This window comes from Halorarum sp. SLYT50 (genome assembly GCF_059821265.1).
The window spans coordinates 1240387-1252727 of record NZ_CM187555.1 but is presented as its reverse complement, the minus strand read 5'-3'; the positions used below and the strand labels follow the sequence as shown (position 1 = coordinate 1252727).

Sequence of the window (12341 nt, the reverse complement as noted above, 5' to 3'; positions counted from 1 at the left end):
CCCCCCGGAGCCGCCGGGGGAGTAGTTTTTTCATCGAACGCGACGATTCGTCGTGACATGGGAATCCGTGACGCCGTCCGACGTAGCGGCTACCTGACGGCGATGATCGTCGCCTTCGGCCTGTGGGCGGGCGTCATCGCCGTCCGGACGTTCGACACCATCGAGGGCGCGTGGCTCGGCGGGGGCGAGGTGGCGGTCGGCGACTTCGTCGGCCAGTCGCTCGCGTCCGGCATCGTCGGCATCGTCGTGCTGGTGAGTCTGGTCGCGATGCTGTTCGTCATGCTCGGCGAAGTCGGCGAGGCGGAGCCGGCGCCGTCGCCGTGGCCGCCCGAGGAGGAGCGGTAGCGCCCGATGCAGTACGAGTGTACCGAGTGCGGGCAGTTGGCCCGCGTCGGTCACGCGAGCGGCGCCGTCGAGCGGCAGTGCCCGGTCTGTGACGGCCCGACCCGCTGGGAGCCGGCGTTCGAGGGCGAGGGGGTGTCGTTCTGATGGCGCTGTCGTTCGCGGTGAGCGACCGCCTCCGCGCCGCCGCCGACGAGTGGGCCGAACAGCGCATGATGGACGAGACGGACGCGCTGGAGGTGAAGGTGGAGCAGGCGCTCCTCGAGGTGGAGCACCTCGTCTCCGGCGCGACCGACGTGGCGTTCGAGGTGGAGGCGGGCGACGGCGAGCGAGCGCGCGTCCGGTTCGCGCCGAGCGACGACCTCGCGGCGTTCCTCGACGAGCAGAGCGAGGCGTCGGGACTCGACCCGGCCGACCTGCTCGAACTCCACGTGGACCTGTTCTCGAACGTCTTCCTCGACGGGGACGCCCGGCGGCCGCCGAACGCCCCGCCACCCGAGTGACGAGGGGTCGGACCGGGGACCGAATTCCCCGGGACAACAGCTAAGGGTCCGGCGCCGGACGGTGTGTGTATGGCGCACGAGGACTCCGGCTGGCGGCCGAAGGGCGGACTCCAGGAGTACAAGGGGTACGAGGTCTGGGAGTACGAGGTCGGACCCCACCAGCTCAACCCGGGCGAGGTCGACGGCGAGGTCGACCTGGAAGGCGTCGACCCCGAACAGCCCGAGTAGCCCTGGCTCCGCTCTCGGCCTCGGAACCGTCGCGCCCGCTCAGGTGACCGTCAGCGGGAACGCGCGCTTCTCCCGCGGCGGGACGACGAAGTTCGCCCGCGAGCGGACGCGAATCACGTCGAGGATGCCGTTGTTCTCCCGGTCGGTCACGTCCGGGTGGTCGTCGCGCAGGTACCAGCCGTTCATCGACTTGCGGGTGCGCCGGAACTGCGCCAGCTTCCGCTGGTAGGAGACGAAGTGGACGCCCGGGACGCCCCCGTCGGTGGTGTTGAAGTCGCGCCGGAGCACGAGCGGCTCGCCGTCCCTCCGAACGCGCGCGACCTTCTCGTGGTGGCCGACCACCCCCTCCTCGCGGGCGTGTTCGACGACCCGGTCGGCGAACGGCACGTCCGTCCCGAGCGCGTCCACGTCGTCGGGGGTGAAGTCGGGCGAGAACATCCGCCTGACTCGCTCGGCCTCGTCGAAGCCGAACCAGCGCTCCAGGTCGAGCGTCAGGTGGCTGAGGTGCATCGTCGTCCCGTCGGCCATCGGGCCGTCCGGGACGGCGACGCGGTCCTCGCTCGCCTGCGTCCCCTTCCGCCCGGAGAAGAAGCCCGTGAACATCGGCGCGTCGCTCGTGAGCGCGTCGCTCGGAATCCCCTCCGTGTCGGCGTGCTCGGCGGGCAGGCCGGCGCCGAGAAAGCCCGTCCGCCGCTCGCTGCGGACGAACACGCCCGAGAGGTCCGCCTCCATCGGCGCCCCCCGAACGTCGACCGCTTCCCGAACAGCGCGGACTCGGCGGCGGCGAGGTGTGAGGGGACGTCCGACTCCAGTACGAGCGCGGCGTCCGGGCGGAGCAGGTCCGGGTCGTCGGTCCGCGAGAGCACCTGCGGGTGCTCGATGGGGACCCGGTCGAGTTCGCCGTTGTCCGCGAAGTAGTTCGACCCCCACGCGAGCGAGTGGAACAGGCCGTCCGGCGCCCAGTCGTAGGCGGCCTCGACCGACCGGAGCGCCCGCTCGACGTCGCGCGCGGCCGCCCGGGACGGCTCGCGTTGCAGGTCGAGCAGCAGCACGCGCCGGTACCGCGCCTGGAGGTCGTTCCCGTCGGCGTCGGTTCGCAGGTGGCCCGTCTGCGCGAACTGACGGCTGGGAACCCGGGCGGGATTCGCGTCCATGTCCAGTCCCGGCGGGGCGGCGGTACTCACGCAGCCCGCGACGCCCAGTCCCGCCGCCGCGGTCAGTCTCCCGAGCAGGTTCCGTCGTGACCGCATCGGAGGATGAAGGGCGCACGTACGCAAAAGCCGTTCGCCCACCGAGCGTGACGACTCCGCGTCGAGCGTCGGGACAAACGCTTTGGTTCCGTAGCGCCCGATACCACACGTCATGGGCCTGCCGCTCCACGCCGGGTTGAACCTCCCGCTCGCGCCGGGGACGGCGCTGGGCGTCATCGCGGTCGGCGTCGCGGTGCTCGCGGTCGCCGCCTACGACGCGTACTGCGCGTACGACGGCCCGCAACGGGACGAGGGGGTGAGCGACGGTGAGCAGCGAGTCGGTCGGGAGCGACGTCGGAGAGGGACGCGTCGCCTCCGACCACGACGGGACCGACGGACCCGAGACGGCGTCGCGGGCGCTCTACTGGGTCCGCGTGGCGACGTACCTGCTCGCGGCGCTCGTCGGCCTCTCGGTGCTCGTCGTCGGCACCGTCGCGGTCATCGCCGAACTGAAGGGGACGTGGCACTGGGCCATCCACCTCGAATCGACCATCAGCTACATGGGCGTCTTCATCGGCGTGCTGCTGGTCGCGCTCGTGCCGTTGCTCGCCGTCTCGTTCACCGCCCGGGTGGTGTTCGATGCGTAAACTCCGTAAACTCTCCCCCTCGCGGCCGTCGAGCGTTCGGCTGCTCCGCTGGTTCGCGGTCGTCTCGTTCGCCGGACTCCTCTGCTCGGTGCTCGGCGTCGCGGCGGCCGCCGTCTCCGCCGAGTCGGTCAAGAACTGGGGGGCGTACTTCTTCATGGAGCAGGCGATGGCCGTGGGGACGCCCGTCGCGGTGGCGTTCTTCGGGCTGTCGGTCGCGTCGGGGTTCGGTCTCGTCTACGCCGCGGGCGCGGAGACCGACGTCTAGGGCCGGCGTCACCGGGACGGACGCGATGGGGCACGGGGGCGCGTCGGGTCTCGGCGTTCCGACCGCTCGAGCGTCAGACCATCTGTGCGACCAGTTCGTCCTCGAACGCGCAGACGCCGACGAGCACGTCCGCGGCCGCGAGGAACAGGTCGTTGTCCGTCTCGGCCTCGATGTCGTCGGCCGCGGCCTCCGCCCACCGCAGGAGGTGCTGGTCGAGGAAGACGCGTTCGTAGCCGAACGCCTCCTCGGCCCCCGACCGCTGGCGGTCGACCAGCCAGCGGAGGAACGCGAGTTCGACCGCGAGGAAGTCGTTCTCCTCGCCGTACTCCTCGGGCGGGGTCCAGCCGGCGGCCGAGTAACTCGACTCCACCTCGGCGAGTCCCTCGCCGATGAAGTCGGTGTCCTCGCGGTAGTACGTCTCGTGGAGCAGGACGGGCGGACGCGGTCCGACGAACACGTCCGTGTACTCGCGGTTCAGGTCCGCGTGGACCGCCGCCGGGTCGCGGTCCTCGTTCTCGGCGACGAACCGACGGAGGCGGTCGAACCCGGCGTCGAGTCGGTCGTTCACCTCGGCGTCGGGGGTCACCACGTCCCCCGAGAGGAGGCGCTCGACGAACGCCTCGGATGGGGCGTCGTGGAACACCTCGACGAGGAAGTCGACGAGTTCGATGCGGGCGTCGTACACGGCGATGTCGTCTGTGCTCATGCGTTGTCGAAGAGGAGCGTGGCGCGGCAGTCGGCGCAGTACTCGAAGACGCTGTGCTCGCTGTCGGGGGCGACGCCCGCCACGAGGTCGCCCACCTCGGACTCGATGTGCGCGGCGGACTCCGCGCTCGTGAACGGTTTGCCGCAGTTGACGCACTCCAGCATCTCGCCCTCGTACACCGTCTCCCAGCGGGGGTCGACGGCGTCCGGCCGGTTCTCGGGCAGTCGCGCGAGGTCGAGGCCCGTCTCCATGGTGATGGCCGTCTCGGGGCAGCCCTCTTCGCAGAGCCCGCAGTTGACGCAGTCCTCGTGGGCGAACTGGAGGTTCCCGTCGTCGGTCCGGCGGATGGCGTCGGTCGGGCACAGCGTCGAACACGTGGGCGTGAGGTTACAGGCCTCGGACACTTCCATCAGGCCGAACGTCTCCAGCCCCCGAATCACGTCGCGCTCCGGTTCGGTGAACTCGACGACGCGGCGGACGGACTCGAGCGCCCAGTCGTGGGTGTTGTACTCGGGGTTCGGCTTCCCCTCCCGAATCACGCCCGTCGAGCGGTGCTCGCCCTCGGGGACGGGCGTCGCGTCGAGCCCCGAGACGAAGGAGTCGAGGTCGGCGGCGAACCCGTCGGGGTCCGCGGGGTCGGGCGCGAGGAACGCGACCCGCTCGCCCAGTCCCAGGTCACCGGTCGCCGCGTTGAGTCGCTCGACCAGGTCGGCCTTCGGGTCGGGACCGGAGTGGAGACACGAGTCCCCGCAGCCGACGACGGCGACGCCGTCCGCGCCCGCCGCGAGCGCGTGGAGCGCGTGCGCCTCGCCGACCGTGTCGGTGCAGTTGACCCGGACCGGGAGAATCGGCGCGTACGCGTAGTCGTCGCCGGCGGCCGCCCGGCGGCCGTACTCGCGGAGCGCCTCGGCGGCGTACTCCGAGCAGACGAACGCGACGACGGGCGTGTCGATGCCCTCCGAGCCGCCGAACAGCCAGCCGCCCTCGTCGGTCTCGCGGTCGAGCAGCGCCTCCACTTCCCGCGCCAGCCGCTCGTTCGACGGCTCGCGCAGCGTCACCGCGCCGGTCGGGCACTCCGAGGTGCACGCCCCGCAGTCCTGACACGCCACGAGGTCGAACTCCACCTCGTCGGGCGCGGGTCGCTCCACCGCGCCGTGCGGGCAGGCGTCCGTGCAGGCGGTACACCCCTCCTGGCTCGACTCGCCGGCGGCGCACACCTCCATGTCCAGGTCGAGGTGCTTCGGCTTCTCCACCCCGCCGAGCAGCGACTCGACCGCGGCCACCGTCGCGGCGTCGACCGGGCCGGTGTAGTAGCCGAGGCGACCGCCGCGGGCCGTCTCGGTCCCCGCGGGGTGGACCACCTGGTCGGCGTCGAGCGCGCGCTCGACGCCCGAGAGGTCGATGGCGTCGGTCGGGCAGCAGTCGGTCCACTCGCCGTCGGGCGCGTCCGGGTGGACGTCGACGGGGCGGCGCGTCACCATCCCGTCGGGTCCCTCGCGGACGCACTTCAGACAGGAGATGCAGTCCTCGGTGACGCGCGCCTCCAGCGTGAGCGTGAACTCGCCGAACCGGCCGTCGACGCCCGCGACCCGGCCGCGTTCGACGTCGACGTCCGAGAGGTCGACGTCCGCGTCCGCGTACTCGCGGCCGTCCGCGACGAGCGTCACGTCGGCGGTGTCCGCGAGCGCCGCGGCCGTCTCGGCGTCGCCGACGACCGCCACCCGCTCGCCCGCCTCCCGCGAGACGGAGCGCGAGGGGGCCTCGTGGTCGAGGCCGGTTCGTCGGGCGTTCACCAGCCGCGCGGTCTTGTCGGTGGCGTCCGCCCGGTCGTGGACCCACCCGGCCTCCTCGCGGTGGCCGACGAACGCGGCGGCGTCGGGGTGGAGGTCCTTCTCGTCGACGAGCCCTCGGAACCTATCGCGGCAGCCGTCGTCGCAGGCGGTCACGACCAACTGGTCGAGTTCGTACTCGTCTATCAGCCCGTCGACCGCCGGGAGCGCGTCGCGACACAGCGTCTCCGAGGACGCGACCACCTCCACGTCTCGGACGCCGTCCCGGACCGCCTCCAGGTCGACGTCGCACGTGCCGCCGCACGAACAGACGAATGCCCCGACGTTCATCGCTCTTGGACAGCGCGGTCACGCCGATATACCTTACGCTGGAGCGGAGTTCCCGGACGATGTTACCGCGTGTCTTAGGCCGGCCTAATATTTTTGGTTACGTCCGTGGCGAAGATTAAAGGAGAACCCGCACGTTGGTTTCCCTCGATAGCCGGTAGAACGTGGTGCGTGACAACATGACACAATGAGCACGGAACCAGTCTCACTGGACCTCGACCGGCGTTCGTTCATGAAAGCGAGCGCGCTGGCGGGTGCAGTGGCGCTCGGCGGCGGCGGCGCTGGACAGGCACTCGCCCAGAGCGAGGGCGAAGCGGACGGGACCGACACCGACCACACGGAGTTGACCAAGACCATCTGTAACTTCTGTGCGGTCGGCTGCGGCTTCAAGGGCGAACGCGACGGGAACGCGTTCGTCGGCCAGGAGCCGTGGCACGAACACCCCGTGAACAACGGGTCGCTCTGTTCGAAAGGGGCGGCCATCTACGGGAGCGAACACTCCGAGAAACGCCTCAAGCACCCCCTGTCGAAGACGGGTGAGACGTGGTCGAAGCTGTCGTGGGGACAGGCGTACGACCGGGTCGTGGGTGAACTCTCCCGCATCAAAGAGGAGTTCGGACCGGACAGCGTGATGTGGCTCGGGAGCGCGCACCACTCCAACGAGGAGGCGTACGCGTTCCGCAAACTCGCGTCGTTCTACGGGACGAACAACTGCGACCACCAGGCGCGCATCTGCCACTCGACGACTGTGGCCGGCCTCGCGAACACGTGGGGCTACGGGGCGATGACGAACACCATCAACGATTATCGGAACTTCGATATGAATCTGATAATCGGACAGAACCCCGCCGAGGCCCACCCCATCGCGATGCAGCACATCCTCGAGGGGCAGAAGCGCGGCGGGAAGATCGTCGTCGTCGAACCGCGGTACACCAAGACCGCGGCCCACGCCGACTACTTCTACCGCCTCCGCCCGGGGACGGACGTGGCCCTGATGATGGGGCTCATCAAGTACCTCCGCGACAACGGCGAACTCGACGACGAGATGATAACCGAGCGGGTGCAGGGGTGGCCCGACGTCGAGAACGACCTCGACGACTACGACCTCGAGACCGTCTCGGACATCACGTGGCTCTCCGTCGAGGAACTGCAGGAACTGGGCGACCTCGTCGCCGAACACAGCCCGAAGATGCAGATCGAGTGGGCGATGGGCGGCACCCAGCACAACAACGGCACACAGAACATCCGGTCGTACGCGCTGACCTCGCTCGGCTCCGGGTCCGCGGCCCAGTCGGGCGGCGGACTGCAGGTGATGCGCGGGCACGCCAACGTGCAGGGCGCGACCGACCTCGCGGTGGCGAGCCACATCCTGCCGGGGTACTACTCGGTGTCTTCGCCCGGGTCGTGGCGCTACTGGGCGGACGTGTGGACGAAGAGCCCGTTCACTTCCGGCGAGGTGACGTTCGACGAACTGTTCGACCAGTACGACCTGTTACCCGAGGACCTCTACGAGCAGTCCGGGTCGTACGTCGACTACGGCGAGAGCGGGGGCGAGGCGGACAGCGAACGGCCCAGCCCCCGGTCGATGATGTTCCAGCTCGGCCTCACCGTCGCCCGGTGGTTCGAGGGGGCGCTCCCGCAGGAGAAGCGCCTGAACCAGACGCCGCTGTTCCAGCCGAACCGGCTGAAGGCGGCGGTCATCTGGGGGCACTCGGTGAACTCCATCTCGGAGATGGAGAAGATGAAGGAGGCGATGGAGAACCTCGACCTCATCGTCGTCGTCGACCTGTTCCCCTCCGTCGCCTCGGTGCTCCCCGACCTGGAGGACACCGAACTCGTCGTGCTGCCCGCGTCGAGCCAGTACGAGCACCACCGGTCGGTGACGAACTCTCACCGGTCGGTTCAGTGGTCCGAACCGGTCCGCCCGCCGAGCCACAACTCGAAGCCCGACCTGCAGATCATGCAGGAACTGGCCGACGGACTCGGCTTCGGCGACCACTTCGACTGGGGGAGCGGCACCGGGATGTACAACGGCAAGTCCACCTACGAGCAGTGTCTCCGCGAGGTGAACCTCGGCGTCCGGACCATCGGCTACTGCCAGGACCCCGAGCGCCTCCAGCAGCACCTGGAGTACGACCACGCGTTCTCCGCCGAGGACCTGCAGGCGGACCTCCCGGGGTCGCCGGTCGACGGCGACTACTGGATGCTCCCGTGGCCGTGCTGGGGCGAGGGCCACCCCGGGACGCCCATCATCTGGAACGACGACCTCGACCCGCGCAACGGCGGACAGGACTTCCGCGCCCGCTGGGGCGTGCAGGCGCCGACGCCCGACGAGTGGGAGGAGATGGACACCGACCAGTCGTACCCGCTGCAGGAGACGTACGACCAGGGCGGCGAGGACGCGCTGAACATGCTCCGCGCGCCGTACGAACCCGACTGGTGGGACGGGGAGATACGGGGCGTCCCGCAGTACCCCGGGTTCGCGACGACGCTGCCGGACGACGTGTCGAACCCCGACGCGCTGACGCTCCCGTACGAGTACGCGCTCCGGGAGGACATGTCGGTGTACGACACGGCGGTGGCGATGAACGAGCAGTACGACGCCGGCTTCGACGAGGCGTTCTACGAGCAGTACGACTACAAACAGCCGGACGCGCCGACGGGACGCGGGCGGGCGCGGGCGGTCGTGTGGAACTTCATCGACACGACGCCCGTCCACCGCGAACCCATCGAGAGCCCCCGGCCGGACCTGGCGCAAGACTGGCCCGCCAACGGGCAACAGACCAACTTCTACCGGCTGAACCAGAACAACGCGGCGGTCCAGCAGGAGGCGATGCAGAGCCTCGTGGACAACGGACTCGCCGACGAGGGGGACGAGAAGCGCTGGACCATCATGACGACCGGTCGGCAGGTGGAACACCAGGGCGGCGGCGCGGAGTCGCGCTCGAACATCTACACCGCCGACCTCCAGCCGCACATGTACGCCGAGATTCACCCGGACATGGCCGAGCGTCTCGACGTGGACGGGGGTGACCTCGTCGTAGTCTCGACGACGGACCGCGGGTCCATCCTGGTGAAAGCCCGCGTCACCTACCGGCCGAACGCGGACGAGACGTTCCTCCCGTTCCACTGGGGCGGCATCCTCCGCGGCCGGTCGCTCGAGGACAAGTACCCCGACGGGCACGTCCCGTACGCCATCGGCGACTCGGTGAACGTCATCACCTCGAAGGGGTACGACGTGGAGACGCAGATGCAGGAGACGAAGGCGGCGATGGTCCGCGTCCAGAAGGCCACGCAGCAGGTGGTGAACGACCTCTCGATGCAACCGATAGAGGAGGGCGGCCTCGCGGACAGGGTCATCGACATCGACAGCTACCAGTACCCGCAGGACCGCGAGAACGTCGGCCTGCAGAAGGACTTCGACGTGCGCGACTACAACACGGTGCAATAACTCATGTCGACAAACAACTCGGAAGACCAGGTCATGGGCCAGGGGGTGATGAGTACCGGCGAGGGTACTCGCATCTTCCCCGACGTGGAGGCCTGCATCGACTGCGGCGGGTGCGTCGTCGCGTGCAAGCGCACGTGGGACGTCCCCCGCGACGAACAGCGCATCAGCATCTCGACGATGCTGGAGGGCCAACCGGCGGAACCGCTCCAGGAGTACAACGCCGACAGCGCGGGCGCGCTCGGACAACAGAACGCCTCCCCCGGCGAGACGTCCATCCCGATGCAGTGTTACCACTGCGAGAACGCGCCGTGCGTCTCCGTCTGCCCGACGGACTCGCTCATCAAGAAGGAGGACGGGTTCGTCGACGTGCGCGACAACCTCTGCGTCGGCTGTCAGTACTGCCTGTCGGCGTGCCCGTTCGGCGCGCCGCAGTTCCCCGAGTCGAACGACGGCGCGGCGAGCATCTTCGGCAACGGCGGGACGATGGACAAGTGCACGATGTGCGAGGAGCGCCAGGACGTCGGCAAGGGCCCCGCCTGCGCCGAGGAGTGCGCGACCGACGCCATCCTCGTGGGCGACGCCGGCGAGATCGCGGACGAACTGGAGGAACGCGGTTCCTCTCCGTTCTTCAACGACGTCGCCATGGACATCGTGTTCGGTGAGGAGGACGCGCAGGTGTTCGACCAGTGAGCTACCGCGACCACCTGCCCCACACGGAGGGGTACAGCCGCCTCGCCATCGGAATCAACGCGGTCGTCGCGATCGCGGTGACGCTGCTCGTGCTCTGGTGGGCGTCGGGGTTCGGTCCGTTCTACGAGCAACTGTTCCGCATCGCGCCCGTCGCCGACGGCGCGAACGCGGGCGTCGGCGCCGACTGGACGCAGGGGAACCAGATCGCGTGGCTCGACTTCCTCATCGCGCTGACGCACGCGGCGGACGTCATCATGGGCGTGTTCATCCTGTTCATGGTGTTCCTCCACTGGGGCGCGTTCCGCCGTCTCGCCGCGCGGATGGACTCGGAGCCGTCCGGGCGCTCGGACGCGGTGGCGGCCGACGGCGGGCGCGAACGGAACGGCGGCCGGGCGGCCGACGCGGCGAGCGACGCGACCCGCGAGCGAGAGGGGGGTGGTGAGCCGTGACCACGCTCGACCACGGGAAGTTCACCCGGATGACGACGTGGTTCCACACGCTGCTCGCGCTCGACGTGTTCGTGCTGTTCTTCTCGGGGTACGGCATGATGTTCAACGACGAGCTCTGGTGGCTGGTCGGGCTGATGGGCGGCAACGCCGGCGTCTCGGCCGTCCACCGCGTCGCCGGGGGCGGCCTGCTCGCGCTCATCGTCTTCTGGATGCTGATGATGGTCACCACCGGAACCGGACGGAGCAACTTCGGCGAGATCCTCCCGACCCGAGACGACGTCGACGCGTTCGTCCAGGACGTACAGTTCCTGCTGGGGAACGCCGACGAGCGACACCCGAACGCCCGCCAGTTCGCGGGCGGGACGGCCGAGGAGGTGCCGCTGTTGACCTACGTCGGGAAGGGCGTCGTCTTCATCTTCGCGGCCGAACTCACCTTCCTCTCCATCTCGGGCGTGCTCATCTGGAGCAAGACCGGCGTGATGGAACTGCTGGCGACCAAGACGGCCGCGGCGGCGTTCGTCACGTTCCACGGCCTGCTCGGCGTCATCATGCTGATGGGCGTGATGTTCCACATCTTCGAGCACGGGTTCCACCCCGCCTTCTACCCGGTCGAGGCGAAGGCGTTCATCCCGCGTTCGATGATACCGGAGTACCACGGCGACACCGACGGGACCGGCATCGAGCGCCTCCCGCTGTCGCCGACGTGGATGACCGCCTCGACGGTCGTCGGCGCGCTGACGGTCATCGGCATCACCGCGGTGCTCATCGGCAGCCTGTTCGACGAGGGTTACCCGGTCCCGCGCGAACTCGCGGTCGGCGGCGGCCCGACGAACCTGCTGCTCACGGTCGGTATCAACGCCGGGGTGTTCGTGCTGTTCCTCGGCATGGTGTTACAGATGTACGGCAACCTGCTGCGCGTGCGGTGGGAGCGCAGGCTCGAGGCCGACGAGTCGACGACCGCCGCGACCGACGGCGGCCGCGTCGGGGACGAGTAACTGGCTCCGGCGGTCTCGGGTCCGAACCCGGCTTCCGCTCCCGTCCCTCGACGCTCGCGTCCCGCGTCTACCGACTGACGCCGAGGTTCAGACTCTCCTCGGTGAGGTCGACGCGCACGTCGTTGTTCGTGTGGGTGTTCGCCTGTTCGACGTTCCGGGTGAGCACCTCGAGGATGTCCTTCGGCTCCGGGTAGACGAGCATGTTGCCGTCGTCGTCCTCCATCACCAGTTGGGTGTCCGAGAGCTGAATCTGGTTGTCGTCGATGGAGGCGACGATGACCGGGAGCGCCTCCGCGCCGCCGGTGTCGCCCTCGCCGACCATGGTGATGTAGATGGCGTCCAGTCCGATGAGGTCCTTGTACTCGCGGACCGTCTCGGCGCACTGCACCATGTCCTTCGTCACCTCCGTCTTGCTCGGGTTGCCGTGCTCGCCCTCGTAACAGTGCTTGCAGACCCGCAGTTCCATCCGCATACCGCCGACTCGGCGGTGGCCGCGGATATACGTTTGCCACTCGCGACGTCCCGCGGTCCGCCGCCGGAATTTAATAGCGAACGCGGTAATCGGGAACCATGGCCAAGGCACTCGACCTCGTGTACAGCGTGCTCATCCTGCTCGCGGCGGTCGTGGGCATGGTCGGAACGGTGTACGTCACGCGCGGTCCGGAGGGCGACGACACGCGCAGGCTCGGGTTGACCGCCGCCGCGGTCGTGCTGTTCGTCGCCGCGCTGGTCGTCAGCATCCTGCTCGTCGCGTAACC

At 69.3% G+C, this 12341-nt stretch carries 14 protein-coding genes and 1 pseudogene; 11 read left to right on the top strand and 4 right to left on the bottom strand.

Going from position 1 to position 12341, the window contains the following annotated elements:
* Window positions 1-57 precede the first annotated feature (57 nt).
* From AC6RUA_RS06660 to AC6RUA_RS06645, 4 genes are all read left to right on the top strand, one after another.
* On the top strand, window positions 58-345 hold the full coding sequence (locus tag AC6RUA_RS06660) for a hypothetical protein (protein WP_499815150.1): 288 nt from the start codon (window positions 58-60) through the stop codon (window positions 343-345).
* A gap of 6 nt (window positions 346-351) precedes the next feature.
* A complete protein-coding gene (locus AC6RUA_RS06655) occupies window positions 352-489 on the top strand; it encodes a hypothetical protein (RefSeq protein ID WP_499815149.1) in 138 nt (45 codons plus the stop codon).
* Window positions 489-845, top strand: coding sequence for a hypothetical protein (locus AC6RUA_RS06650; RefSeq protein WP_499815148.1), 357 nt, complete (start codon window positions 489-491; stop codon window positions 843-845). The genes AC6RUA_RS06655 and AC6RUA_RS06650 overlap by 1 nt, the downstream gene beginning before the upstream one ends.
* A gap of 69 nt (window positions 846-914) precedes the next feature.
* Entirely contained in the window at window positions 915-1073 is a 159-nt protein-coding gene (locus AC6RUA_RS06645) for a hypothetical protein (RefSeq protein ID WP_499815147.1), read from the top strand.
* A 39-nt stretch (window positions 1074-1112) separates the two neighbouring features.
* On the opposite strand, the pseudogene AC6RUA_RS06640 reads toward AC6RUA_RS06645, so the two are convergent.
* Window positions 1113-2227 (bottom strand): annotated as a pseudogene (locus AC6RUA_RS06640) (DUF7405 family protein).
* 362 nt (window positions 2228-2589) lie between these two features.
* Here AC6RUA_RS06640 and AC6RUA_RS06635 point away from each other — a divergent pair.
* Window positions 2590-2910 carry a hypothetical protein gene (locus tag AC6RUA_RS06635; protein WP_499815146.1) on the top strand — a complete coding sequence of 107 codons (321 nt, stop codon included), beginning with the start codon at window positions 2590-2592 and terminating at the stop codon, window positions 2908-2910.
* Complete coding sequence (locus AC6RUA_RS06630) at window positions 2903-3175, top strand: hypothetical protein (protein WP_499815145.1); 273 nt, start codon at window positions 2903-2905, stop codon at window positions 3173-3175. The genes AC6RUA_RS06635 and AC6RUA_RS06630 overlap by 8 nt, the downstream gene beginning before the upstream one ends.
* A gap of 73 nt (window positions 3176-3248) precedes the next feature.
* Here AC6RUA_RS06630 and AC6RUA_RS06625 read toward each other — a convergent pair whose 3' ends face one another.
* Window positions 3249-3881: a TorD/DmsD family molecular chaperone gene (locus AC6RUA_RS06625; RefSeq protein WP_499815144.1), complete on the bottom strand. Its 633-nt coding sequence runs from the start codon at window positions 3879-3881 to the stop codon at window positions 3249-3251.
* The gene (locus AC6RUA_RS06620; protein ID WP_499815143.1) at window positions 3878-6001 is read right to left on the bottom strand and encodes a 4Fe-4S dicluster domain-containing protein; all 2124 of its coding nucleotides are present in this window, start codon (window positions 5999-6001) and stop codon (window positions 3878-3880) included. The genes AC6RUA_RS06625 and AC6RUA_RS06620 overlap by 4 nt, the downstream gene beginning before the upstream one ends.
* A gap of 184 nt (window positions 6002-6185) precedes the next feature.
* On the opposite strand from AC6RUA_RS06620, the gene AC6RUA_RS06615 reads away from it, so the two are divergent.
* Genes AC6RUA_RS06615 through AC6RUA_RS06600 form a run of 4 tightly spaced genes read left to right on the top strand, consistent with a single transcriptional unit; the run spans window position 6186 to window position 11583 of the window.
* A complete protein-coding gene (locus AC6RUA_RS06615; protein WP_499815142.1) occupies window positions 6186-9449 on the top strand; it encodes a formate dehydrogenase subunit alpha in 3264 nt (1087 codons plus the stop codon).
* Window positions 9450-9452: 3 nt separating this feature from the next.
* Window positions 9453-10139, top strand: a complete 687-nt coding sequence (locus AC6RUA_RS06610) for a 4Fe-4S dicluster domain-containing protein (protein ID WP_499815141.1) — start codon at window positions 9453-9455, stop codon at window positions 10137-10139.
* The gene (locus AC6RUA_RS06605) at window positions 10136-10588 is read left to right on the top strand and encodes a hypothetical protein (RefSeq protein WP_499815140.1); all 453 of its coding nucleotides are present in this window, start codon (window positions 10136-10138) and stop codon (window positions 10586-10588) included. Before AC6RUA_RS06610 ends, AC6RUA_RS06605 begins: the two co-directional genes overlap by 4 nt.
* Window positions 10585-11583 carry a cytochrome b/b6 domain-containing protein gene (locus tag AC6RUA_RS06600; protein ID WP_499815139.1) on the top strand — a complete coding sequence of 333 codons (999 nt, stop codon included), beginning with the start codon at window positions 10585-10587 and terminating at the stop codon, window positions 11581-11583. Before AC6RUA_RS06605 ends, AC6RUA_RS06600 begins: the two co-directional genes overlap by 4 nt.
* Before the next feature lie 67 nt (window positions 11584-11650).
* Here AC6RUA_RS06600 and AC6RUA_RS06595 read toward each other — a convergent pair whose 3' ends face one another.
* Window positions 11651-12055 carry a hypothetical protein gene (locus tag AC6RUA_RS06595; protein ID WP_499815138.1) on the bottom strand — a complete coding sequence of 135 codons (405 nt, stop codon included), beginning with the start codon at window positions 12053-12055 and terminating at the stop codon, window positions 11651-11653.
* A 98-nt stretch (window positions 12056-12153) separates the two neighbouring features.
* On the opposite strand from AC6RUA_RS06595, the gene AC6RUA_RS06590 reads away from it, so the two are divergent.
* Window positions 12154-12339, top strand: coding sequence for a hypothetical protein (locus AC6RUA_RS06590; protein ID WP_499815137.1), 186 nt, complete (start codon window positions 12154-12156; stop codon window positions 12337-12339).
* The last annotated feature ends 2 nt before the right edge of the window (window positions 12340-12341 follow it).